The organism is Fusicatenibacter faecihominis (assembly GCF_020686945.1).
In the GTDB taxonomy this organism is placed as follows: Bacteria; Bacillota; Clostridia; order Lachnospirales; family Lachnospiraceae; genus Limivivens; species Limivivens faecihominis.
In genome coordinates, this window is the sequence record NZ_JAJEPR010000031.1 from 1 (window position 1) to 23703 (window position 23703).

At 46.9% G+C, this 23703-nt stretch carries 23 protein-coding genes; 10 read left to right on the plus strand and 13 right to left on the minus strand.

Features of this window, described 5'->3' with window-relative positions:
- Positions 1-205: 205 nt before the first annotated feature.
- The 3 genes from LKD71_RS13865 to LKD71_RS13875 are packed head-to-tail and all read right to left on the minus strand — an operon-like array spanning position 206 to position 7881.
- On the minus strand, positions 206-1702 hold the full coding sequence (locus LKD71_RS13865) for a glutamate synthase subunit beta (RefSeq protein ID WP_227615910.1): 1497 nt from the start codon (positions 1700-1702) through the stop codon (positions 206-208).
- An 18-nt stretch (positions 1703-1720) separates the two neighbouring features.
- The gene (gene gltB / locus LKD71_RS13870; protein ID WP_227615911.1) at positions 1721-6247 is read right to left on the minus strand and encodes a glutamate synthase large subunit; all 4527 of its coding nucleotides are present in this window, start codon (positions 6245-6247) and stop codon (positions 1721-1723) included.
- A 23-nt stretch (positions 6248-6270) separates the two neighbouring features.
- On the minus strand, positions 6271-7881 hold the full coding sequence (locus LKD71_RS13875) for a CTP synthase (RefSeq protein WP_227615912.1): 1611 nt from the start codon (positions 7879-7881) through the stop codon (positions 6271-6273).
- A gap of 398 nt (positions 7882-8279) precedes the next feature.
- Between LKD71_RS13875 and LKD71_RS13880 the strand changes: the two genes are divergently transcribed.
- On the plus strand, positions 8280-10379 hold the full coding sequence (locus tag LKD71_RS13880) for a glutamine synthetase III family protein (RefSeq protein ID WP_227615913.1): 2100 nt from the start codon (positions 8280-8282) through the stop codon (positions 10377-10379).
- A 78-nt stretch (positions 10380-10457) separates the two neighbouring features.
- Positions 10458-11849 carry an amidophosphoribosyltransferase gene (gene purF, locus LKD71_RS13885; protein ID WP_227615914.1) on the plus strand — a complete coding sequence of 464 codons (1392 nt, stop codon included), beginning with the start codon at positions 10458-10460 and terminating at the stop codon, positions 11847-11849.
- A 191-nt stretch (positions 11850-12040) separates the two neighbouring features.
- Here the strand turns inward: purF and LKD71_RS13890 are convergent, their stop codons facing one another.
- Positions 12041-12541, minus strand: a complete 501-nt coding sequence (locus tag LKD71_RS13890; protein WP_227615915.1) for a hypothetical protein — start codon at positions 12539-12541, stop codon at positions 12041-12043.
- Positions 12542-12712: 171 nt separating this feature from the next.
- Between LKD71_RS13890 and LKD71_RS13895 the strand changes: the two genes are divergently transcribed.
- Positions 12713-12895 carry a hypothetical protein gene (locus LKD71_RS13895; protein WP_331466476.1) on the plus strand — a complete coding sequence of 61 codons (183 nt, stop codon included), beginning with the start codon at positions 12713-12715 and terminating at the stop codon, positions 12893-12895.
- 80 nt (positions 12896-12975) lie between these two features.
- On the opposite strand, the gene LKD71_RS13900 is transcribed toward LKD71_RS13895, so the two are convergent.
- Complete coding sequence (locus tag LKD71_RS13900) at positions 12976-14097, minus strand: hypothetical protein (RefSeq protein ID WP_178044722.1); 1122 nt, start codon at positions 14095-14097, stop codon at positions 12976-12978.
- A 49-nt stretch (positions 14098-14146) separates the two neighbouring features.
- Positions 14147-14593 carry a hypothetical protein gene (locus tag LKD71_RS13905; RefSeq protein ID WP_178044721.1) on the minus strand — a complete coding sequence of 149 codons (447 nt, stop codon included), beginning with the start codon at positions 14591-14593 and terminating at the stop codon, positions 14147-14149.
- Positions 14594-14778: 185 nt separating this feature from the next.
- On the opposite strand from LKD71_RS13905, the gene LKD71_RS13910 reads away from it, so the two are divergent.
- Genes LKD71_RS13910 through LKD71_RS13920 form a run of 3 tightly spaced genes read left to right on the plus strand, consistent with a single transcriptional unit; the run spans position 14779 to position 16015 of the window.
- Positions 14779-15150, plus strand: coding sequence for a PadR family transcriptional regulator (locus LKD71_RS13910; protein WP_227615916.1), 372 nt, complete (start codon positions 14779-14781; stop codon positions 15148-15150).
- The gene (locus LKD71_RS13915; protein WP_178044720.1) at positions 15131-15526 is read left to right on the plus strand and encodes a DUF6120 family protein; all 396 of its coding nucleotides are present in this window, start codon (positions 15131-15133) and stop codon (positions 15524-15526) included. Before LKD71_RS13910 ends, LKD71_RS13915 begins: the two co-directional genes overlap by 20 nt.
- A 21-nt stretch (positions 15527-15547) precedes the next feature.
- A complete protein-coding gene (locus LKD71_RS13920) occupies positions 15548-16015 on the plus strand; it encodes a hypothetical protein (RefSeq protein ID WP_178044719.1) in 468 nt (155 codons plus the stop codon).
- 157 nt (positions 16016-16172) lie between these two features.
- On the opposite strand, the gene LKD71_RS13925 is transcribed toward LKD71_RS13920, so the two are convergent.
- Positions 16173-16400 carry a hypothetical protein gene (locus tag LKD71_RS13925; protein ID WP_227615917.1) on the minus strand — a complete coding sequence of 76 codons (228 nt, stop codon included), beginning with the start codon at positions 16398-16400 and terminating at the stop codon, positions 16173-16175.
- A 390-nt stretch (positions 16401-16790) separates the two neighbouring features.
- Between LKD71_RS13925 and LKD71_RS13930 the strand changes: the two genes are divergently transcribed.
- Positions 16791-17039, plus strand: a complete 249-nt coding sequence (locus tag LKD71_RS13930; protein ID WP_227615935.1) for a type II toxin-antitoxin system RelE/ParE family toxin — start codon at positions 16791-16793, stop codon at positions 17037-17039.
- Between the two features lie 2 nt (positions 17040-17041).
- A complete protein-coding gene (locus LKD71_RS13935) occupies positions 17042-17329 on the plus strand; it encodes a helix-turn-helix domain-containing protein (RefSeq protein WP_227615918.1) in 288 nt (95 codons plus the stop codon).
- Between the two features lie 78 nt (positions 17330-17407).
- Here the strand turns inward: LKD71_RS13935 and LKD71_RS13940 are convergent, their stop codons facing one another.
- Complete coding sequence (locus LKD71_RS13940; RefSeq protein ID WP_227615919.1) at positions 17408-17749, minus strand: zinc-ribbon domain-containing protein; 342 nt, start codon at positions 17747-17749, stop codon at positions 17408-17410.
- Positions 17750-17791: 42 nt separating this feature from the next.
- A complete protein-coding gene (locus LKD71_RS13945) occupies positions 17792-18034 on the minus strand; it encodes a hypothetical protein (RefSeq protein WP_227615920.1) in 243 nt (80 codons plus the stop codon).
- A 239-nt stretch (positions 18035-18273) separates the two neighbouring features.
- Between LKD71_RS13945 and LKD71_RS13950 the strand changes: the two genes are divergently transcribed.
- Both LKD71_RS13950 and LKD71_RS13955 read left to right on the plus strand, forming a co-directional pair.
- Positions 18274-18513, plus strand: coding sequence for a hypothetical protein (locus tag LKD71_RS13950; protein WP_227615921.1), 240 nt, complete (start codon positions 18274-18276; stop codon positions 18511-18513).
- A 73-nt stretch (positions 18514-18586) separates the two neighbouring features.
- The gene (locus tag LKD71_RS13955; protein ID WP_227615922.1) at positions 18587-19339 is read left to right on the plus strand and encodes an alpha/beta hydrolase; all 753 of its coding nucleotides are present in this window, start codon (positions 18587-18589) and stop codon (positions 19337-19339) included.
- 110 nt (positions 19340-19449) lie between these two features.
- Here the strand turns inward: LKD71_RS13955 and LKD71_RS13960 are convergent, their stop codons facing one another.
- The 4 genes from LKD71_RS13960 to LKD71_RS13975 all read right to left on the minus strand — a co-directional run bounded on the left by LKD71_RS13960 (position 19450) and on the right by LKD71_RS13975 (position 23694).
- Positions 19450-20100 carry a potassium channel family protein gene (locus LKD71_RS13960; protein WP_227615923.1) on the minus strand — a complete coding sequence of 217 codons (651 nt, stop codon included), beginning with the start codon at positions 20098-20100 and terminating at the stop codon, positions 19450-19452.
- A 116-nt stretch (positions 20101-20216) separates the two neighbouring features.
- On the minus strand, positions 20217-21554 hold the full coding sequence (locus tag LKD71_RS13965) for a TrkH family potassium uptake protein (protein WP_227615936.1): 1338 nt from the start codon (positions 21552-21554) through the stop codon (positions 20217-20219).
- Between the two features lie 179 nt (positions 21555-21733).
- Entirely contained in the window at positions 21734-22633 is a 900-nt protein-coding gene (locus tag LKD71_RS13970) for a PfkB family carbohydrate kinase (RefSeq protein ID WP_227615924.1), read from the minus strand.
- A gap of 179 nt (positions 22634-22812) precedes the next feature.
- Positions 22813-23694 (minus strand): ribokinase, encoded by an 882-nt coding sequence (locus LKD71_RS13975; protein WP_227615925.1) that lies wholly within the window; start codon positions 23692-23694, stop codon positions 22813-22815.
- Between the last annotated feature and the right edge of the window lie 9 nt (positions 23695-23703).

Consider the following 23703-nt stretch of genomic DNA (forward strand, 5'->3'; position numbering starts at 1 on the left):
CTTCAGTATGACGTAAGCCTCTTATTTTCTAAAGCGGGCCCAGTGGGGTGTGCAGAGGGGCGGCGGGCTCGCGACTCCGAGCCGCCCCTTTGCAGTATTCATTTCACGCAGTAGCAGTATGACGTATGCACCCTATTTTCTAAAGCGGGGCCACCAGGGGAGCGCGAGGGGACGACGGCCTCGCGACTCCGAGCGTCCCCTCGCATTACAAGTTGGTGTATCCCATCAGAGATCTGTCGACTGCTTCTGCGGCCATCCGCCCTTCGCGAATGGCCCAGACCACCAGCGACTGCCCCCTATGCACATCCCCCGCCGCAAACACGCCGGATACGCTGCTCTCATAACTCTCGGGAGCGGTCTCCACATTGGTCCTTCCATTGACTTTCACCTTGAAGGCCTCCGTCACATACGCCTGGCTTCCCAGGAATCCTGCCGCAATAAGCACCAGTCCCACTTCAATGACTTTCTCAGTTCCTTCCACCGGAACCATATTCATCCTTCCAGTCTTCTCATCCTTGACAGGTTTCAGGCTCACGATCTTCGCCTGTTTGACTGCACCCTTCTCATCCTTGATAAACTCCGTCACCGTAGTCTGATAAATCCGGGGATCATGACCGAAGACGGCGATGGCTTCTTCCTGGCCGTAATCGGTTTTCAGGACTCTGGGCCACTGGGGCCAGGGGTTGGAAGGAGTTCTGGTCTCGCTGGGTTTGGGCATCATCTCCAGCTGGGTCACGGATTTTGCTCCCAGACGGATGCTGGTTCCCACACAGTCATTTCCGGTGTCGCCTCCTCCAATGACAAGCACATGCTTGCCTTCCGCAAGGCTTCGTACCTCTTTGGAAACCTGCTCTTTTTCGCCGGAATCCAGAAGGCTCTTCGTCACTTTGGAGAGAAAATCCACAGCAAAGAAAATATTTTTCGCGTCTCTTCCCGGCACCTTGATATCTCTCGGATTGGAAGCCCCGCAGGCCAGGATTACCCGGTCAAAATTCTTCGTCAGCTCTTCCGCTTTGATGTCTTTTCCTACATCCACGCCGGTGACAAATTTCACACCTTCCTCTTCCATCAGATGAATCCGACGGTCCAGCACGCTCTTTTCCAGCTTCATGTTCGGGATGCCGTAGCGGAGCAGGCCGCCGCTCCGGTCGTGCCGCTCGTAGACCGTCACCTCATGGCCGCGGCGGTTCAGCTGCATGGCAGCAGCCAGTCCCGAAGGACCGCTTCCCACAATGGCAACTCTTTTTCCTGTGCGTACCTTGGGCGGCTCCGGCTGTACCCAGCCTTCCGCATAGGCAGTCTCGATGATGGCTCTCTCATTTTCCTTGGTGGAAACAGGCTCGCCGTTCACGTTGCAGGTGCAGGCCGCCTCACAGAGAGCCGGACAAACACGACTGGTAAATTCCGGAAAACAGTGGGTCTTGGAAAGACGGAGATAAGCCTGTTTGAAATTTCCGCGGTAAACCAGATCGTTGGTCTCCGGTACCAGATTGTGCAGGGGACAGCCGGAAGCCATGCCTGCAAGCATATCACCATACTGGCAGAAGGGAACGCCGCACTCCATACAGCGTGCCCCCTGCTTCTGCTGCTCCTCAAGCTTCAGGGGAGTTTTGAACTCATGGAAATGTTTGATCCTCTCAAGGGGGGCTTCCGCCGTGGAAGTCTCCCGGTCATACTCTAAAAATCCTGTCGATTTTCCCATTTTTCTTCTACCTCCCGCTTATTTCACCTGAAAACTCTCATAGAAAGCTTCCATTTGTGCCTGTTCTCTGGACATTCCTTTTTCCTCCAGTTTTGTACTCAGAGTAACCATCTTCTTGTAATCGATGGGAATGATCTTCTTAAACTTGGGAAGATAATCCTCAAAATGATCCAGGATCCGCTGGCCCTTCTCGGAACCGGTCTCCTGTACATGCTTCTCGATCATCTCGCGAAGCTCCTGAATATCGTATTTTTCCTCCACTTTTTCAATGTGGATCATGGCTTTGTTCAGGTTCTTGTAGAGCTCGTTTTCCTCATCCAGAACGTAAGCGATACCGCCGCTCATACCTGCAGCAAAGTTTTTGCCGGTCTTTCCGAGGACTGCCACACGGCCTCCGGTCATGTACTCACAGCCATGCTCGCCAACGCCCTCCACAACGGCCGTCGCGCCGGAGTTCCGGACTGCAAAACGCTCGCCGGCCACACCGTTGATGTAGGCTTCGCCGCTGGTGGCTCCGTAGAGGGCTACGTTTCCGATGATGATGTTGTCTTCTGCCTTATAAGTTCTCTTGGCAGGCGCTGTCACAGTGATCTTACCGCCGGAAAGACCTTTACCCATATAGTCGTTGCAGTCTCCAGTGAGACAGATGCTCAGGCCCTTCGGAATGAAAGCGCCGAAGCTCTGGCCGCCGGCTCCCGTACAGTTCAGAGTGATCGTATCCTCCGGCAGGCCGTTCTTGTAGCGGCTGGTGATCTCGGAACCGAGGATGGAACCGAAAGCACGGTCCGTATTGGAAACTTCCACTTTCAGAGAAGCTTTCTCGCCTTTTTCTACGGCTCCTTTCAGCTTCTTCCAGAGGACCTTTTTGTCCTTGGTCTGCTCCAGTTTGAAGTCATAAACGTCCTCTTTCTTAAAGTGCTGGTTCTGGCCCAGATACGGATTGTATAGGATGCCATCCAGGTTCATCTTGGAAGCCATGGGATTCTCCGCATACTCTTTTACCTTCAGAAGATCGGTTCTTCCCACCATCTCTTCCAGGGTACGGACGCCGAGTTTTGCCATATATTCACGGAGCTCTTCCGCAATGAAACGCATGAAGTTTACCACATACTCCGGTTTTCCTTTGAATCTCTTACGAAGCTCCGGGTTCTGGGTAGCCACGCCCACCGGGCAAGTATCCAGGTTACAGACACGCATCATAACACAGCCCATCGTCACCAGGGGAGCCGTTGCGAAACCAAACTCCTCTGCGCCGAGAATGGCTGCGATGGCTACGTCACGACCGCTCATAAGCTTACCGTCGGTCTCGATAATGACACGGCTTCTGAGGCCGTTCTGGAGCAGGGTCTGATGAGTCTCAGAAAGACCGAGCTCCCAGGGAAGACCCGCATTGTGGATAGAGCTTTCCGGAGCCGCTCCGGTACCTCCGTCGTAACCGGAAATCAGGATTACCTGAGCGCCTGCCTTTGCCACACCGGCTGCGACGGTTCCGACACCGGCCTCAGATACCAGTTTTACGGAAATTCTCGCGTACTGATTGGCATTTTTCAAGTCATAGATCAGCTCTGCCAGGTCCTCGATGGAGTAAATATCGTGATGAGGCGGCGGGGAAATCAGGCTCACGCCGGGCGTGGAGTGTCTGGTCTTTGCCACCCATGGATAAACTTTTTTCGCAGGCAGATGGCCACCCTCACCGGGCTTCGCACCCTGGGCCATCTTGATCTGGATCTCGTCCGCACAGACGAGATAACGGCTGGTCACGCCGAAACGACCGGAAGCCACCTGTTTGATGGCGGAACAGCGGTCGTGCTCGGTTCCCTTGGAATCCAGACGGTCATCGCTCTCGCCGCCCTCACCGGTGTTTGATTTTCCATGAAGCATGTTCATGGCCAGGGCCAGGGTCTCATGGGCTTCCTGAGAAATGGAGCCGTATGACATGGCGCCGGTCTTGAAGTGACGGACGATGCTGTCCACGCTCTCCACTTCCTCGATGGGGATGGGATGGGCCGCATAATTGAAGTCCAGAAGGCTTCTTAAGTTTCCGCTGGTCTCCTCGTCCACCATGCCGGTGTATTCCTTAAAGGTCTTATAATCTCCGTTCCAGGCCGCCTGCTGCAGAAGGTGAATCGTCTTCGGATTGTAACGGTGGGTCTCGCCGCCACTTCTCATCTTGTGCTTGCCTACGCTGTCCAGCGTCAGATCGGTGTTCAGTCCCAGGGGATCAAAAGCCTTGCTGTGGCGCTCGTCCACATCCTTTGCGATATCCTCCAGGGTAATTCCGCCCACGCGGCTCACAGTTCCGGTGAAATATTTCTCGATAACATCCTCGGAAATACCGATGGCCTCGAAGATCTGGGAACCCTGATAGGACTGGATCGTGGAAATACCCATCTTGGAAGCGATTTTTACGATGCCGCTCAAGATTGCGTGATTGTAATCATCCACAGCCGCATAGTAATCTTTTTCCAGCAGTCCCTGATCGATCAGCTCTTTGATCGTGTCCTGGGCGAGATAGGGGTTGACGGCACTTGCGCCGTAGCCCAGAAGGGTAGCGAAATGATGCACTTCTCTGGGTTCGCCGGATTCCAGAATCACAGCCAGAGAGGTACGCTTTTTCGTTTTTACGAGATGCTGATGCACCGCAGAAACAGCCAGCAGGGAGGGCATGGGCACACGATTCTCGTCCACACCGCGGTCTGTCAGAACCAGGATGTTGGCTCCGTCACGGTAAGCCTTATCCACCTCCACGAAAAGCCGCTCGATGGCGCGCTCCAGCTTGGTGCTCTTATAATAGGTAATCGGAACCTCTGCTACCAGGAAGCCCTCCACCTTCATATGCTTGATTTTCAGCATATCGGTGTTAGTCAGGATCGGATTGTTGACCTTCAGAACCTGACAGTTCTCAGGCTGCTCTTTTAAGAGATTGCCGTCTTTTCCGACGTAAACGGTCGTGCTGGTGACAATCTCTTCACGGATCGCATCGATGGGCGGGTTTGTTACCTGGGCAAAAAGTTGTTTGAAATAGTCGAAAAGGGGACGATGCTGTTTGGAAAGCACTGCCAGCGGCGTATCAACACCCATGGCAGCGGTTCCCTCGCCGCCGTTTAATGCCATCTCCAGAATGGATTTCCGGTATTCCTCATAGGTGTAACCGAAGGCTTTCTGAAGTCTTGCTCTCTCCTCGTCGGTGAACTCCTCCACTTTGATATTGGGGATTTTCAGGTCATGGAGTTCTACCAGGTTGCTGTCCAGCCACTCGCCGTAAGGCTGTTTTTTCGCATAGTATTCTTTCAGCTCCTCATCCTCGAAAATCTTATGCTTCACGGTATCGACCAGCAGCATTTTTCCGGGATGCAGGCGCTCCTTGATGACGATCTCCTCCTCGGGAACCGGCAGAACGCCCACCTCGGAGGAGAGGATCACGTCACCATTTTTCATAATGTAGTAACGGGAAGGACGGAGGCCGTTCCGGTCAAGAACCGCACCCATCACATCGCCATCGGAAAACAGAATGGAAGCCGGACCGTCCCAGGGCTCCATCATGGTCGCATAATACTGATAAAAATCACGTTTTTCCTGGGAAATCGTGTGGTTGTTGGACCAGGGCTCCGGAATCGTCACCATGACGGCCAGCGGAAGCTCCATGCCGCTCATAACGAGGAATTCCAGCGTGTTGTCCAGCATGGCGGAGTCAGAACCTCTGGTATCTACCACCGGAAGCACCTTGTAGAGCTGTCCTTTCAGATGGTCGGAAGACATGGTCTCCTCACGGGCCAGCATTTTGTCGGCATTTCCGCGGATCGTGTTGATCTCACCGTTGTGAACGATAAAGCGGTTCGGATGGGCTCTCTCCCAGCTCGGATTGGTGTTGGTACTGAAACGGGAATGGACCATGGCGATGGCAGACTCATAATCCGGATCCTGCAGGTCTGCAAAGAAGGTCCGAAGCTGTCCCACCAGAAACATACCTTTGTATACAATCGTCCGGCTGGACATGGAAACCACATAGGTGTTGTCGTTGCTCTGCTCGAAAACTCTTCTTGCGATGTAGAGCTTCCGGTCAAAATCCAGACCTTTTTCCACGCCCTCGGGCCGTTTCAGGAAGGCCTGCATGATATAAGGCATGCAGCTTCTCGCTTTTTCACCGAGAACTTCCTCAGCCACCGGCACTTTACGGAAGCCTAAAAGGGTCAGGCCCTCTTTTCCGGCGATGATCTCAAACATCTTTTTCGCCTGGTTCCGTTTCATCTCATCCTGGGGAAGAAACAGCTGAGCGACACCGTAATCTCTCTCTCCGCCGATATCAAAGCCTTCTTCTTTTGCCACTTTGCTGAAAAATTTGTGGGATACCTGCAGGAGGATACCCACGCCGTCGCCGGTCCTTCCCTCTGCATCCTTGCCGGCGCGGTGTTCCAGGTTTTCTACTATATGAAGAGCATTTTCCACGGTCTTGTGGCTCCTGACGCCGTTGCTGTTCACAACTGCGCCGATACCACAGTTGTCATGCTCGAACTGTTCTCTATATAAACCTTTCATCTCACTCATCTGTTTCCATCCTTTCCTGGGTGTTATTTTTCCTTCGCATACGCAGCTGCGGCTGTTACCAGTCCTCTGAAAAGCGGGTGCGCATGGTTCGGTCTGGACTTGAACTCCGGATGCCCCTGTGTTCCTACAAAATACGGATGATCCACCACTTCGATCATCTCCACGATCCGTTTATCCGGGGAACAGCCGGCAACCGTCATCCCTTTTGCTTCAAACTCTGCACGATATTTATTGTTCACCTCATAACGATGACGATGACGCTCACTGATCTCTTCTTTTCCAAAGAGCTCTCTGGACCGGGTTCCTTCTTTTAATATACAGGGATAAGCGCCCAGACGAAGCGTTCCTCCCAGATCCTCAACGTCCTCCTGATCCGGCATCAGGGCAATGACCGGATGTGTGGTCTCCGGATCCAGCTCAATGCTGTTCGCATCCGTATAACCAAGGACATCTCTTGCATATTCTACGATAGCCATCTGCATTCCGAGGCAGATCCCAAGGAAAGGAATCTTTTTCTCTCTTGCGTGACGAATGGCCGTGATCATTCCTTCCGTACCTCTGGGGCCGAAACCGCCGGGAACCAGGATACCATCCACACCGGCAAGCTTTTCCGCTACATTCTCATCGGTGATCTCCTCAGAATCCACCCAGCGAATGCGGACATTGACACGGTTTGCGATACCGCCATGCTTCAGTGCCTCTACCACACTTAAATAAGCATCATGCAGCTGGGTATATTTCCCGACCATGGCGATCTCTGCTTCCTGTTCCGGATGGCGTAAATTTTCCACCATTTCCTTCCATTCCGTCAGATCCGGCTCTCTGCAGGGAAGATGAAGACTTTCCAGAACCACCTGAGCCAGATTTTCTTTTTCCATGGCAAGGGGCGCTTCATATAAATATTCCACATCCAGGTTCTGGAGCACATGGTAGACCGGCACGTTGCAGAACAAGGCGATCTTCGCTTTCACCTCGTCGGGAATCGGATATTCGCTCCGGCAGACCAGAACATCCGGCTGAAGGCCCATGCCCTGCAGCTCTTTGACGCTGGCCTGAGTCGGTTTCGTTTTCAGCTCCTCGGATGCTTTCAGATAAGGAATCAGGGTCACATGGACCAGAACGGCATTTTCATGGCCTACGTCGTGCTGGAACTGACGGATGGCCTCCAGGAAAGGCTGACTCTCGATATCGCCGACGGTTCCGCCTACCTCTATAATAGCGATCCGGTCCTCGTTCTCCTCTTTGGCCCGATAGAACCGGCTCTTGATCTCATTTGTGATGTGCGGAATCACCTGTACGGTGCCCCCGCCGTAATCTCCGTGACGCTCTTTCTGCAGAACAGACCAGTAAATTTTACCGGTGGTCACGTTGGAATTTTTATCCAGGCTTTCATCAATAAATCTCTCATAATGACCGAGATCCAGGTCTGTCTCCGTACCGTCGTCGGTAACGAAAACCTCGCCGTGCTGAATGGGGTTCATCGTACCCGGGTCTACATTGATATAGGGATCAAACTTCTGCATCGTCACCTGATAGCCTCTAGCTTTCAGAAGACGGCCCAGCGAAGCTGCCGTAATTCCCTTGCCCAGACCGGAAACCACACCGCCTGTCACAAATACATATTTTACTGCCATCACATTTTCCTCCTTGCTCTTGCCTGCTTACAATGAAAAAAAGGTGTCAGAAAGCCCGGTTTGGGAACTTTCTGACACCTTTGTCATCAAATTTCATGGGACTTACTATATCTCATTTTGCCCCGTTTGTAAATCCCTGTTTTTTGAAATTTTTTTGTGACAGTTCAGGACGTCCGGTTGAAAAAAAAATTAAAAAAGGGTGTTGACAAGACCGGATTTTTGAGTATACTACGAGTCATAAGCAACGGCGCTTAGGAGTGATCCATTCTCTCCTGAGCGCCTTTTTTCGTTGCAGGCTATGAAAAGCCGGTCCGGCTGACCTGTTTTAAGTGTCATCGCTGCGGAGTAACGAAAGTGCCATAGAACATCAGCAAGTATTGAAAGGAGTGCCATTTCTTATGTCAAAAGATATTCCCAGTTTATATGGAAGCCTTGTTTTCACCGATAAAGTGATGCGTGACAAGCTTCCTAAGGATATGTACAAAGCTCTGAAGAAAACCATCGAAAACGGAACTCACCTGGAGCTGGACGTCGCAAACTCCGTGGCTGTTGCCATGAAAGAATGGGCTGTTGAAAACGGAGCTACCCATTTTACACACTGGTTCCAGCCCATGACCGGCTATACCGCCGAGAAACACGATAGCTTCATCTCTCCCACAGGAGACGGCGAAGTGATCATGGATTTCTCCGGAAAAGAACTGGTAAAGGGTGAACCCGATGCATCAAGCTTCCCCTCCGGCGGACTGAGAGCCACCTTTGAGGCCAGAGGTTATACTGCATGGGATCCTACCTCTCCTGCTTTTATCAAAGACCAGACCCTTTACATCCCCACCGCTTTCTGCTCCTACAACGGAGAAGCGCTGGATAAAAAGACCCCTCTCTTACGCGCCATGGAAGCTTTGAGCACTGAGGCAGTCAAAGTCCTTCATCTGCTGGGCAACACCGCAGTGACCGGCGTCAACACCACCGTAGGACCGGAGCAGGAATACTTCCTTGTTGACAAGGCAGCCTACAGAGCCCGCCGCGACCTGCTCTTCTGCGGAAGAACCCTCCTCGGTGCACCGGCTCCAAAAGGACAGGAAATGGAAGATCATTACTTCGGTGTCCTGAAACCCCGCGTAGCCGCTTACATGCATGATCTGGATGAGGAGCTCTGGAAACTGGGCGTTCCCGCCAAAACAAAACATAACGAGGTTGCTCCTGCTCAGCACGAGCTGGCACCCGTTTTTGATACCGCAAACGTGGCAGTTGACCACAACCAGCTGACCATGGAAGTGATGAAAAAGGTAGCCGACAAACATGATCTGGCCTGCCTGCTCCATGAGAAACCCTTCGAGGGCATCAACGGAAGCGGAAAACACAACAACTGGTCCATCATCACCAATACCGGCAGCAACCTTCTGGATCCGGGCAAAACACCGGCAGAAAACACACAGTTCCTGGTATTCCTCACCGCTGTCATCAAAGCTGTGGATGATTACGCAGATCTTATGAGGATCTCCGCCGCCACCCCGGGTAACGATCACCGTCTGGGGGCCAATGAGGCACCGCCAGCCATCGTTTCCATGTTCCTCGGTGATGAGCTCACTGCTATCCTTCAGGCCATCGAGAACGACACCTATTTCAGCGGCCAGCACAGAGTCCAGCTGGATATCGGAGCTCATGTCCTTCCTCATTTCTTCAAGGACAACACCGACCGGAACCGTACCTCCCCCTTTGCCTTCACCGGTAACAAATTCGAATTCCGTATGCTTGGTTCCGGTCAGTCTGTGGCAGGTCCGAACACCGTTCTGAACACTGCGGTTGCAGAGGTTCTCTCCCAGTTCTACGATGAGCTGAAGGATACACCGGCAGATCAGATGGAATCCGCAGTCCATGAATGGATCAAAAAGACCGTCAAAGCACACAAACGGATCATCTTCAACGGAAACGGTTATACCGATGAATGGGTAGAAGAGGCAGAAAAACGTGGTCTTTTCAACCTGAAATCCACACCGGAGGCCCTTCCGCAGTTTATCGCAGAAAAGAACGTGGATCTTTTCCTGAAACATCATATTTTCACCAAAGAAGAAATCCATTCCCGTTATGAGATTCTTCTGGAAAACTATGTAAAGACCATCCAGCTGGAGTCCAAGACCATGCAGGAAATGCTCAGCAAAGACTTCCTTCCTGCTGTATCCCGCTTCGCAGGAGAGGTTTCCAAGAGCGTTCTGGACAAAAAAGCGCTCCTGCCCTCCATCAAAGCAGAGAAAGAACTGGCTCTCGTGGAATCTCTTACCGCTGCCTATGAGACCCTGTCCGAAGGCAACGACAAGCTGAAAGCTCTCACAGAGGAGGTTTCTTCCATGGAATCCATGCAGGAAGCCGCTACCTTCTGCCATGACAAGGTTCTGGCTCTCATGGATGAACTCCGTGCCGTAGCAGACGAAGCAGAGACCAGAATTCCGGAAAAAGAACTGCCTTATCCGACCTACGATCAGCTGCTCTTTTCCGTCTGAACGCTTTCCTTTTTCTTCAGGTACGCTCATCCCCCTCTTTTACAAAAGTAAACTGACTGGAAAGCGAGGAATCGACACATGGAACTGGATCCTTCCTGTGAAATCAAAGAGGAATGCGGCATTTTCGGTATCTTTGCAAAAGAAGGTACCGAAGCCGCTCCTTCTATTTACTATGGCCTGTGTGCCCTGCAGCACCGCGGCCAGGAATCCTGTGGTATTGCCGTCAGCGATACCACGGGGCCGAAAGGCAACATGAGCTCCCATAAAGATCTGGGACTCGTCAACGAAGTTTTTAAAGAAGAAACCCTTCATTCCCTTCATGGAAACCTGGGTATCGGCCACGTCCGCTACTCCACCACAGGAGGAAATTCCGCCAGTAACGCCCAGCCTCTGGTGCTCAATTACGTCAAGGGTACTCTGGCTCTGGCCCACAACGGAAATCTGGTCAACACAGAAGAACTCCGCCGGGAATTTGAAGAGAACGGCGCCATCTTCCACACTACCACAGATTCTGAGGTCATCGCCTACTGTGTGGCAAGAGAACGGGTCCACAGTACAAGCGTGGAGGAAGCCATCAAAAAAACCGCGGCAAAGATCCGCGGAGCCTATGGTCTGGTCATCGCCAGCCCCAGAAAACTGGTGGGTGTGCGTGATCCCCTGGGATTAAAACCTCTCTGTATCGGAAAAAGAGAGGATGCCTACGTCATCGCCTCGGAAAGCTGTGCGCTTTCTGCCGTCGATGCAGAATTTATCCGGGATGTCCTTCCCGGTGAGATCGTGACAATAACCAGCGAGGGCATCAAATCCGACACAAGCCTGTGCCAGGAAAAACATGCCCACTGTATTTTCGAATATATTTACTTTGCCCGGCTGGACAGCCATCTGGACGGCATTTCCACCTACGAAGCTCGCATCCGGGGCGGCGCTGCACTGGCAGCCGCTTATCCCGTAGAGGCAGATATCGTAGTCGGCGTTCCGGATTCCGGTCTTGCCGCAGCCAAGGGCTATTCGGAGGCATCCGGGATTCCCTTTGCCCTTGCCTTCCACAAAAACAGCTATGTGGGCCGGACCTTCATCAAACCCACCCAGAAAGAGCGGGAATCCGCCGTCCGGGTGAAATTAAATGTCATTGAGCCCGTGGTTCGCGGCAAACGCATCGTCCTTGTGGATGATTCCATCGTCCGCGGCACGACCATCGCCAACCTCATCCACATGCTGAAAAAGGCCGGAGCCTTAAGCGTCCATGTACGCGTGGCCTCCCCGCCCTTCCTGCACCCCTGCTACTTCGGCACGGATGTCCCCTCCAATGATCAGCTCATCGCCTGTTCGCACAACCTGGAAGAGATCCGCGACTCCATCGGTGCAGACTCCCTGGGATACATGAAAATCGAAGATTTACCTTCCATGGTCGGAGACCTCCCTCTCTGCTGTGCCTGCTTCGACGGCAACTATCCCATGAACATTCAGTAATTGCGGAAACGGTCCTCCGTTTTCCGATTACACATATCACATTTTTCTTTTACTACTTGCAGGAAAAACGGCTTCCGAGGATCGGGAGCCGTTTTTCTGGTGAGATAATTATTCTTTCTTGCCTATAGGCATTATAGCATATGTAAATCTGAAAATTAATATACCTGATTTCAATTGCAGCTTTCTTTACTTCAACCATTTTTTAACTCTGTTATCAATTTTTGATATTGATACATCGTGTTTAAATAATCTCGATATTTAAAAGTGTTTTTTACAATTTCTTCTTCATTAATACCTCGTATAATCTTAATATATGCTTCAAATAAAGAACAATTAGAATAAAATGTATCTAAATTCGGATCATATACTAAGCATACATAACTTTTATTAAAAAATCTTTGGTAATAATACTTATAAAAATTTTTTACACTTTCATCATTGATAACAATCCATATCTTTGATCTATCTAAATTAATTAAATTAGAGTTAAGTGTCGCATATGTAACTTTATCTATACCTGAAAGCGTAGTCTCTTTTAATGAAAACTTTTCATATAATTTTTCTAAAAATTCTTTGTATTTCATTTCCGGAACAACTATATCTTTCTGGTACATCGTTTGTAATTGTTCTATATAATTTGATTTAGTTTCATCAATATAGAAATTTTCATTTTTAAACACTTGTTGTCCCATTAATTTCTCCTATTCTTATCCAAAAATTTTCATTATAAAAATATGCTTGTAATCCGGTTGTTTTTATGCGAACTTTACTTACCCTTTCAGGAATTGTACATGTTCCTATAACTGCAGATTTTCTGCGCATGGCAGGAAAAAGAACCATTAAACCATACCGGAAGTAACTGGATGAAATATATCCCGTTGTTCCTGTACTCTTTCCGGCGGAATATAGAAACCAGTTATTATGAGCAGAAAACATTCTGGTCTTTTTGCAGCTACATGGTGCGGATTCACAAAGGGATTGAGATGCTGGTCAATCTGATCAATATCAGCTACTGTGCAATGAAACTGTTGCCGTATCAGGAATAAAATCTACATGGATGATGAACATCGGCTGGTTCACCGACAGGGATATCATTTATAAAGTGGTGTTTCATAAGACACCTACCTTAATAAATTACACTTGTTATATATTTTTCGCAAGGTTGAGTATTGACTACCATTGAGACTTTATCACATACTTCCGTCTTCTTCACATTCGCCCAGATCTGAAGCAAACTTTCTGTCTGACTTTCTTCATTTTCCCGTGTCCAGAACCATGTATAAAGACCACCATCCAATGTTGCAGAAGGATAAGAAAGAAGACGATATTCGATTCCCAAATTCTCCCTAAACTGGTCAAGAACTACATCTTTAAAATCATTCAAATTCTCTCCTGTAAATTCAATTCGCACCGTGTCCAGTCCGCTAAGACCGGACGCATCGTCTGCAAACTCCAGAAATACCGTTCCTTCCTCTGTTCCATATGTCACTTTTTCTGCTGCCCTATAAATAACTCTGCCCAGTTCCTTATCCTCTGACTCAAAATCAAGAGTTTCACCAAGGAACTCTTCCGCTTCTTCCTTTGACAGATTCCAAGGCAAGCCTTGATAAGTAAAATCCTCTGTCTGCACGAAACTGGAAACGTCTATTTCTTTCTCTCGATTTTCAACCGGTTTCATCCGCACTACGGCCGCTGCCAACTGACTGGTATTACCATTTATAATATGTCCCAACATAATCATATTTCTCCAGTCATCCCGCTCCTGAAACCAGGTTCTCTGATTCATCATACTGTCATCTGTAATCTGCACATCTTCTGTAACATAGGTCGGTTCACCTAAAAGCTCTTCAAAACTCTCATTCAGCTGTTTCCAAAGTGCAGTCCCTTCTTCCAGCGGCAGCGTTTCAAAATTAAATTGCATATTATAGAGACCGTCTTCCTCATAGAAATCACATTCCAGCTGTGCCTGATAATCCTTCCAGGAATAAGCTTTATCAGCTTTGTAAATCTCACTTCCTTCGATCTGTGGTAAATCTTCAGGCTGCTCCAAAGTTACATCAAGATATTTTTCCACCTCTTCTTCAGAACTTCCCCAGGCAAGTGTTCCGTACTGATAAGTGCCATCGGTCTGTACCCAATCGCTAAAACAAAGTTCAAAAGGATCTGTATTATTTTCTTCCGCAGAAATATTTATTACTAATATAAAAAGCAATATAGCTGTAAACGCAATCAATTTTTCTTTCTTCATTAACACAGACCTCCCTGACTAAATTTCACCTAAAAAATATTTTCATTTTTTAATACCACTGTCCACCTTTACACGGCTTTACATTATTGCATATTGAATGTACTTCATAACATTCATGCCATCCCCCACTAATTATCGGATCATACTGACGCACTTTACATTGTGGACAAATATATCCTCTATATGTTGAAATATAGTATTTAATTGTACAACTGCTCTTATTATAACATTTTCCTGAGCCATCACTCTTTTTTTCATTATTACATTCTAAAACAGTAAAGCTACTTACAGGGCAATACGGACACATCCCTATAAGAGAAATAGAATCGTCCCCAAAACCACTTCTATTTGATTTAGCTGATGTTTTAAACGGTACTACTAACATTATAATCATACATAAAGAGAGCATAATTTTAATAAAGCTCTTTTTCCTCATATCAATTCCTCCATTTAAAAATAAAATCACATTTTTAGTTAATTTAAAATTTGCCACCACATTATTATCACTTCCTTTCTATATAGTCAGTTAATTTTTATGTATTCTCATTTTTTTACAACTTCTTTTGTCTACATCTTATCATTATTTGTATTTTTTTGTCAACAATTATTTATTTCATCTAGGTATTTTATTATATTTATATTTGTGCTATATTATATTTATCCGAAAGGAGGGAATCGTTTTTGGCCAGAAACGACAGCTTACGAAGGGGAAATAATATAGAAATGTTGATTTTATCCATTTTGTCAACCGAAGATTGCTATGGATATCAGCTTTCCCTTTTAATCAAAGATTACTCTCAGGGAAAAATATCTCTTCCCGAGGGATCGCTTTACCCGGCTTTATACAAATTAGTAGATAACGGTCTGATATCCGATGAAAAAAGACAGGTCGGCAAGCGACTTACCCGTGTTTATTATCATATGGAACCGGAAGGAAAAGATTATCTGAATCAATTGATTGAAGAATACAATTCTCTTCACTCTGGTATTCAATCAATCCTCAACAAGACAAAGGAAGGAGACGAACTTACTCATGTTCAAAAAACGCAATGATTTTGATCAGTATTTAAAAAATGTTCGGATTTCTTTTCCCGTGTTTCATAAAGCGGAGCGTCGGTTTTTTCAGGATTTTTCCGCTAACGTGCGGGAATATCAGGCTATCCATCCTATGAGTACACTTTCTGATTTAGAAGGAGAGTTTGGACGCCCAAAGGATATCATTATGGATTATTTTTATAATATGAACTCCTCTTCTTATCTTCTCTATATGAAAAGGGCCCGCTATTTAAGAATTATTACTGGTGCTGTTATCGTTTTCCTTTTATTTAGCGCTGTTGCAGAAAGTTATCTTTATTTTACTATGTATAAAGAATGGGCTGCCACTAAAGTAACAACAGAACAATCTGTCATTTATTATCTGGATGATTAACACACATGGAGGAATTTTATTATGAAGAACGTAAAAACTTTTTTGTTTACAATAATAGGTATTTTTCTTCTATTTTCTTGTTCTGCATCTGCCGCTTCTACGGTTACAACATCCGAAATTTATTCCTTAGCAAACGGGGATTACTTAGAAACTATTCTGATTCAGGATTCAACTTCAAGAGCAACGTCTTCTACAAAAAGCGGTCAGAAAACTACATACTATAAATCTTCATCGGGAGTAACTTTATGGTCTGTAACTGTAAAAGCAAGTTTTTCTTATACTTATGGAAAATCCAGCACCTGTACCTCTGTTACTGGAAGTTCTGCTTCCAGTTCTGTTGCTTGGAAAGTTTCCAGTGCTTCTTCTAAAAAAAATGGGAATACAGCAACTGCATCAGCAACTGGGTATCACTATACCAATGGTGCTTTAGTCGAATCTTTATCCCGATCTGTTTCTCTTTCCTGTGATATATACGGATCTTTATCGTAACTTTTTATTTTTCTCCAAAAAAATCTGGGTGAAATCGTTTTTATGGATTTTCACCCAGATTTTGCTGATATCCTATCTGGCACTATTCAAATGGAGCTCTAATTATCTATCCGATAACTACTTTTTTCTGTTCAATAAAATCAAGCAAAAAAAGTTACTATACAATACTCATACTTTCTTTCATCCATTCTTCCACTTTATCCCTGCTGATTTTCACTGCTTCTGCAATCTTATCGACAGGCAGCCCCATCTCAGCCAGAGAAAGCGCTGTTTCTCTGGCTTTCTTTAATTCGCCTTCAGCTACACCAGCCTCAATACCAGCTTCATACTCTGCCTTACGAAGTTTCTGCTCCTCCTCTTCTTTGTTGTATTCAAAGATACTCACGGCAATCACCTCCGCACGATTTGCTCTCAGAATTTTTTCCAAAATGATTTCTGAAATGTATTTAAGATCCACAATAGAAATGTCTTGAAAGAAATATGCTTTGTTTTCATAGTAACATGTATTCTGATTGTTTGCAATCCATTTTCTGTATCACTTTCAAATTGTGTAGTAGTTTTTTTATACTATACCCACCTTCAACTTTTATTTGACTTTTGATAGCATAAATGCTATCATATATATAGAATAAATACTTCCCCCGGAGAACATATACTAATGTACAACATTGAATTTTACGAAGACTTCAATGGCAGATCAGAGCTTTGGTAGTTTCTTGAAGTCCTTCGAATCAAAGCTGCTACAAACAAAGATGCCCGTATTCAATACAAGCAGATAAGTTTGTACATTCAGCTCCTCGAAGATAATGGTACACGGCTTAACGAAAATATTACAAAACATCTCGATGACGATATCTGGGAACTGCGCCCAGGTAATAACCGTGTTTTATATTTCTATTTCAAAAACGATACTTTTGTACTTTTGCATCAATTCCGTAAAAAAACACAAAAGACACCCAAACGCGAAATTGATAAAGCAAAAGCTGAACGCGACGATTACCTTGCCCGAAAGGAGGCTAAATAGTTATGAAAACCTGGAGTGACTATAAAGAGCATGTAAGAACTGTTGATCCTGAAATGGGAAAAGAAATGGACGAAGTTGAAAATATCTCAGCCATTATAAGCGCTATGGTTGAACAGCGTACTTCTCTTGGTCTTAGTCAGAGAGAACTTGCTGCTATGTGTGGTATTCCACAGTCTTCTGTAGCACGTATTGAGTCCTGCAAAACAACTCCTAATCTTGGAACATTACTCAATATTTTTCAACATCTTGGTCTACAGCTTACTGTAAGTCCAATAAAACAAACTGTATAAAATCAAAAAGTTATATGATTCAAAGATTTTTCTGGAAAACGGCTTCCAATAATTAGGAAGCCGTTTTTCTATATCACTTTATAAACGGGATTCCACATAATCCCGGCCACAGTTTTTGCAGAAGAGAGAATATTTTGGATTGTATTCCCCGCAGTCCGGGCAATACCAGTCTCCATTTTCCAGAGGAATTACAGGAACCAGCTTCGGCGGAGCAGCTGTTTTTCCCAGTTCTTCTGCCTGAGCTTCGATCGCCATCGCACCAAGCGGAGCCAGTGAACTGCCCTTCTGCCCGGTACCTGCCAGAGAAGAAGCGATTTTATCAGTAAATTTCAATAAAATCTTGGAGCCGCAACGCTGGCAGAACTGTGTTCCTGGAAGATTCTCAAAGCCACATTTTTTACATACAATACACTTTTTCATAGATTTCTTCTCCCTATATCACTCTTGAGAACTATGCAGTATTTACGCGATATCCTGTACTATCTTTTTCGCCGTTTCATAAGAATCCTTTTCCACATAAACTCCGCTCTCACTCTTATGCTCAATCCCCGACACCACAGTCCGGTAAAAAATCATATGCACCAGATCGGAGAGAAAGTTAGATTTGATGGGTTCTACAGAATAGTTAATGTGATTCTGATCCAGTCTTTTTTTGATCTGGATCATCTGCGACGTGTCCTGTATCGTACATAATAATTTCTTCATACCTGATCTCCTCTCTGTTTTTTCACAATTTACTTTTATTTTATAAGTTTTCCGATATTTCTATATCTGCATCTTATCATCGAACTTATCTGTTGTCAATCAGATATTACTATTTCCCCAGTTATTTTCCTTAAATACGTCTTGCAAACAATCATGCTATATATTACTATAATTATAAAGCATGTTTTTGTTTTTATGCTTCCAATTTCCTGCGAACAAACCGTGCGGAGGTGATTGCCGTGAGTATCTTTGAATACAACAAAGAAGAGGAAGAACTCAAACTTCGCAAAGCAGAATATGAGGCCGGAATAACGGAAGGTGAAGCCCGTGGTGAAGAACGTGGAATTGCCATTGGTGAAACACGTCTGAGCACATTAATTACACAGCTGCTTAACGACGGAAAAGAAGCAGAAATCCAGCAGGTATTAACGAATCCAGTTTTCCGGGAAGAGATGTATAAAAAATATGGCAAATCTTAAGTGAAAAACTGATCCCTTGTGAAACGCTCCCAGAAAGCGTATCATATTAAGAAAAACTACCGGAGGTCTGCCCATGTTCCAGAAATCTTTTCCTCTTACCGATAAAACCTGTTTTCTCTATGGAAATCCCCAGCCATCCCACCTTCTGATCCAGCCCATTGGGGCTCAGGATCTTTCCGGCGGACTGGAAAAAGAGGTTGCCTGCCTGAAAAAAATGGCCGGAGAAGATTTTCTTCTTGCGGCCTTCGAGATCAGAAACTGGAATCAGGAGCTCTCTCCCTGGGAAGCTCCGCCGGTCTGGGGGACGGAAGCTTTTGGAAACGGTGCCGCAGAGACTCTGGATTTTATCCTCAGAAATCTCCTGCCGGAACTGAAACGCCGCTTCTCTCTTTCCTCAGAGCTTCCGGTAATTCTGGGCGGTTATTCCCTGGCGGGACTTTTTTCCCTCTGGGCCGCCTGTCAGACAGATGTTTTCTCCGGCATTGCCGCTGTCTCTCCCTCTGTCTGGTTTCCGGGCTGGATGGAGTACGCCCTTTCCCAACCCATCCAAACCGGACGCATCTATCTCAGCCTCGGTGATAAAGAAGAACGTACAAAGAATCAGACCATGAAGACCGTCGGAGACAATATCCGTAAGCTTTATCAGCATTATTCTGCTCCGGACTCTGTCTTATCCTGCACAGAAGAGCTTCACCATCCACAGCCGGAGGAACAGCCTTCCACTCGACATTTTCTTCTCTCCTGCACTCTGGAATGGAATCCCGGCGGACATTTCCAGCACCCGGAAGAACGGACCGCGCAGGGGTTTGCATGGAGTATATCATAGCTATCCGTCCCTTTTCCCCCAAAAAATAGAACTGATAAGCCATTCCTATAATCAAAAAGCTTCCATACCGCAACGGGATTCCATCCCTTGGTACAGAAGCTTTTCCTTTTTTATAATTTAAAACACCGCTCAATATCCCTGATATTTCCGAGCACCAGCATGGTCGCATCATCGCTGAGAAGGGTACCGGGTGTGATGCCAAGATCCATCTGGCCATCCTCTTTCAAGGCCATGATATTGATCTTGTACTTTTTCCGGATATCCAGCTGACCTACGGTTTTTCCTACCCACTCCTCCGGGATCGTCACTTCAAAGATCGCATGCTCGTCATCCAGCTCAATATAATCCAGGATATGGTCTGCACTATACCGGATAGCAGTCCAGGCTGCCAGCTGCTTCTCCGGGTAAACCACTTCATCTGCACCATTTCTTAAAAGGAACTTTGCATGCACATCTCTGGCTGCTCTGGATACCACCATTTTCGCCCCCAGCTCCTTCAGAAGGGAAGTCGCTTCCAGGGAACTCTGAAAATTATCTCCGATCGCCACAATACATACATCGAAATTACTTACTCCAAGAGAACTCAAGAAAGCCTCGTTGGTGGCATCTCCGATCTGGGCATTGGTCACATATGGAAGTGCCGCCTCCACCCGTCTTTCTTCTTTATCTACCGCCATGATCTCATGATGAAGCTCATCCAGTTTCATGGCCACATGTCTTCCGAATCTTCCTAACCCGATCAGTAAAATTGACTTTGTCATAACCGCTTATAAATCCTCCATTCCTGTTTTCATCCTTCTCACGTTCTCCGTGATCCGATGCCATGGCTCCGTCTGACCCGAAGGCCAGCCGCCTTTCCACACTTCTTTTTCACCTGTTAACCGACCGTGATCTTCTCCTCCGGGAATCTCGCCGCATCTCTTCGTTTCTCAGAGACTGCCGCAAAGATCAGCGTCAGACCGCCGACTCTTCCCAAAAACATCAGTCCGATAAGAATGGCTCTTGATACACCGCCAAGCGTCGGTGTCGCACCGAGGGAAAGCCCTACCGTTCCCACTGCAGAAGCCGTCTCAAAAAGAGCGGTCTTCATAGAAATCCCTTCGATCGTACTGATTGCGATTCCTCCGGTAAGGAAAAGTGTCAGATACATAAGAAGAATCGTGGCGGCATTTTTTACTGTTTCGTCAGTGATCCTTCTTCCAAAGAAATGAACATGCTCTTCATGTACAAACACAGAAAGTGCCGATCCGTAAAGGACTGCCAGTGTTGTCGTCTTCAGACCACCTGCCGTTGATCCCGGAGAACCACCAATCAGCATGAGAAACACCATCAGAACCTGTCCACCCTCTCCCATTTTGGAAAGATCCGTTGTATTAAATCCGGCCGTTCTCGGCGTTACCGCCTGGAAAAGTGAAGACAGGAACCGTTCTTTTACCGGAAGATCTGCATATTCCATAAAGAAATAAAACACTGCAGGCACCAGGATCAGAGCTGCTGATGTTACCAGGACCACCTTTGTCTGCAGCCGGTATTTCTTAAACTGGAGACCTTTTTCCTGTATATCTTTCCACACAAAGAAACCGATTCCGCCGGTAATGATCAGTGCCATGATCACAAGATTCACCACCGGCTGCCCCTGATAGGCGGTCAGAGAAGAAAATTTTTCCCTGAATCCCATCAGATCAAAACCTGCATTACAAAACGCCGAAACCGAATGGAAAAGTGCATACCAGAGTCCTTTTCCAACTCCCATTTCCCCACAGAAGACAAAGGCCAGAAAAACGGCCCCCGTAAGTTCCATTACCAGAGTTGCCCGGAGAATAAATCCGGTCATCCGCACGATTCCTCCCATCTGCGGGGCAGAGATCGAATCCTGCATCGTACTTCTCTGCATCAGCCCGATCTTTCTTCCGGACAGTGATGTGATAAAAACCGCTACCGTAACCACTCCCATACCGCCGATCTGGATCAGCAAAAGGATTACTGCCTGACCGAAACCGGACCAGTAAGTGGCCGTGTCCTGCACAACCAGACCTGTCACGCAGGCTGCTGAAGTTGCCGTAAAAAGTGCATCCGCAAAGCTCGCTCCCCTTCCGTCCCTGGTTGCCCAGGGAAGCATAAGGATCAGACTTCCTGCCAGGATCAGAAGTGCAAAACCTAAAATGATCACCTGGAAGGATCTGATATGACGATGGGGCTTTCTGTTTTCTTCCATCCCCTTCATACCACCGGAACCCTTGATCCCGCTCATTCCTTTCCTGTTTCCGGACGCTCTCCCGCCGGAATCCTTGATACTTCCGTATCCTCCTTTTTCAATAATTGCCATAAAAATCTCCATTCCATCCATTCACCCATCTGTTATCCCTACACAGCGGCTTCCGGACATATACCCGTTTACAGTAAATCCAGGGAAGCAAAAGCTTCATCTGAAAGGAGTGCCCCTTCCGTCTCTACCACCTTCGCAGATACCCGGTTTGCTGTGGCAATGGCCTCTTCTATAGTCTTGCCACACTGAAGTCCGGCAATCACCGCACCGATATGCGAGTCTCCGGCTCCAATGGTATCCAGCTGTTCTGCCGGTACCCCTGGAATGGTTTCTTCTTTTTCTCCATCATAATAATAACAGCCGTCTGCTCCCAGAGTAACGATCACCGTATTTTGCGTAAACCGATGGATTTCCTCTGCTGCCGCCTTCAGCTCCTCTTTTCCGGTATAAGAAGTGATCTCCTGCTGATTCAGATGAAGAATGGGATGCAGGGCAAAAACCCGTTCCAACCGCTTTGGATCCAACAGTGTGATTCTCGGACCCGGAGCAAAAAATACGGTAAACTCCGGATGCTCCTCCAGATAAGAAAGGATATTCGTTCCGGTCTCTTCTTCAATCTCCAAACCGCAAATGTATACGCTGTTGATTTCAGAAGCATCCAGAGCATCAAACCATTCCTTTTGAAATCGATACTCAGCCCCATGATAACAGGCAAAAGTTCTCTCTCCGTCATCTTCCACAAAACAGTAACAGCAGCCGTTTTCTGTCTCCGGCTTCGGCACCGGAGAAACGATTCCTCTCTCTGCCAGTGCATTTCTTACAAAATCTCCATACGCCCCGGTTCCCACTGGGAAAAAAGGAATATACGGAACTTTAAAATGCCGGATCGTATCCGACGCATTATAGGCACAGCCTCCCAGTGACATTTTCTGTGATGTTACATGCACATCCTCGCTCTTCTCCGGTAAGTGAGGCAGATGGATCACCACATCCACCACCGCCGAGCCGATCACCAGTACTTTCTTCATTCTAACAACCTCCAGGTCATTTTTATCAACCATAACATTCTATCACGTTTTTATTTTTATTCCTACAGAAACATTTTCAAAACTACCACTTCCATCTCGATATAGCTGCACTTATGTATAATTCTACACAAAAACGCCCCGGAAAAAGAATACTCTCTTTCCGGGGCATACTCAGACTCTTATTTTTCTTCCAGTTCTTTCCAACAGGGAATAGATACAGCGGCTCCTTTTCTCGTAACTGCCTCTCCTGCCGCAGCTGTAGCTTTTTTCAGACTCTCTTCCACTCCATAGCCTCTTCCTCTGGCAGAAAGAAAATAGCCGGTAAACGTATCTCCAGCGGCTGTAGTATCTATCACCTTCACTTTCTTCGCCGGACAATACACAGTTTCTCCATTTCCTACATACCAGGCGCCTTTCTCTCCGTAAGTCAGAACAAAATCTGCATTCGGATACTTTGCCTGCAAACGCTTTAAAATCTTCTCCGGTTCTTTTTCTCCGGTCATCTGCCCGCCTTCCACTTCATTTAAAAGAAAAAGAGAAACTTTCTCGAGGGGCCAGTTCAGGATTTTTTCTTCAAAAGGAGACGGATTCAGAACAATCTTCATTCCTTTTTCCCACGCCTTCGTGATAATCTCTGCAGTTACATTGATCTCATTTTGAAGTATCAGAATATCTTCTGCCTGAAAATGCTCCAACACCTCGTCCACATATTCCAGCGTCCACTGCCGATTGGCCCCACCAAAAAGTACGATACTGTTCTGGCCTGTCTGGTCGATCTGGATGATGGCCTTTCCGGTATGACCCTCTTTTTTTCTGAGAAAAGTATCCTTGATTCCATTCTCTCTTGCTTCCTGACAGATACGTTCTCCGTCTGCCTCTCCCACCAGCCCGGCAAGATAAACCTCTGCTCCGGCCTTCGCAAGAGCCACCGCCTGATTGAAGCCCTTCCCTCCGCAGGCGGATTCCATAGTCTGCGATGCAATGGTTTCTCCAGGCATCACAATATGATCAAGAAAATAGTTATCATCATAATTCAAAGAACCCATTACCAGAAACGCCATACCTAACAC

Coding starts and splice junctions, on each gene's coding strand:
- LKD71_RS13895 (WP_331466476.1), top strand. CDS start 12,713: ATGAAATATATCCCGTTGTTCCTGTACTCTTTCCGGCGGAATATAGAA.
- LKD71_RS13865 (WP_227615910.1), bottom strand. CDS start 1,702: ATGGGAAAATCGACAGGATTTTTAGAGTATGACCGGGAGACTTCCACG.
- LKD71_RS13965 (WP_227615936.1), bottom strand. CDS start 21,554: ATGGAAGAAAACAGAAAGCCCCATCGTCATATCAGATCCTTCCAGGTG.
- LKD71_RS13900 (WP_178044722.1), bottom strand. CDS start 14,097: ATGAAGAAAGAAAAATTGATTGCGTTTACAGCTATATTGCTTTTTATA.
- LKD71_RS13940 (WP_227615919.1), bottom strand. CDS start 17,749: ATGAAAAAGTGTATTGTATGTAAAAAATGTGGCTTTGAGAATCTTCCA.
- LKD71_RS13880 (WP_227615913.1), top strand. CDS start 8,280: ATGTCAAAAGATATTCCCAGTTTATATGGAAGCCTTGTTTTCACCGAT.
- gltB (WP_227615911.1), bottom strand. CDS start 6,247: ATGAGTGAGATGAAAGGTTTATATAGAGAACAGTTCGAGCATGACAAC.
- LKD71_RS13915 (WP_178044720.1), top strand. CDS start 15,131: ATGTTCAAAAAACGCAATGATTTTGATCAGTATTTAAAAAATGTTCGG.
- LKD71_RS13970 (WP_227615924.1), bottom strand. CDS start 22,633: ATGAAGAAAGTACTGGTGATCGGCTCGGCGGTGGTGGATGTGGTGATC.
- LKD71_RS13975 (WP_227615925.1), bottom strand. CDS start 23,694: ATGGCGTTTCTGGTAATGGGTTCTTTGAATTATGATGATAACTATTTT.
- LKD71_RS13935 (WP_227615918.1), top strand. CDS start 17,042: ATGAAAACCTGGAGTGACTATAAAGAGCATGTAAGAACTGTTGATCCT.
- LKD71_RS13945 (WP_227615920.1), bottom strand. CDS start 18,034: ATGAAGAAATTATTATGTACGATACAGGACACGTCGCAGATGATCCAG.
- LKD71_RS13890 (WP_227615915.1), bottom strand. CDS start 12,541: ATGGGACAACAAGTGTTTAAAAATGAAAATTTCTATATTGATGAAACT.
- purF (WP_227615914.1), top strand. CDS start 10,458: ATGGAACTGGATCCTTCCTGTGAAATCAAAGAGGAATGCGGCATTTTC.
- LKD71_RS13955 (WP_227615922.1), top strand. CDS start 18,587: ATGTTCCAGAAATCTTTTCCTCTTACCGATAAAACCTGTTTTCTCTAT.
- LKD71_RS13960 (WP_227615923.1), bottom strand. CDS start 20,100: ATGACAAAGTCAATTTTACTGATCGGGTTAGGAAGATTCGGAAGACAT.
- LKD71_RS13875 (WP_227615912.1), bottom strand. CDS start 7,881: ATGGCAGTAAAATATGTATTTGTGACAGGCGGTGTGGTTTCCGGTCTG.
- LKD71_RS13920 (WP_178044719.1), top strand. CDS start 15,548: ATGAAGAACGTAAAAACTTTTTTGTTTACAATAATAGGTATTTTTCTT.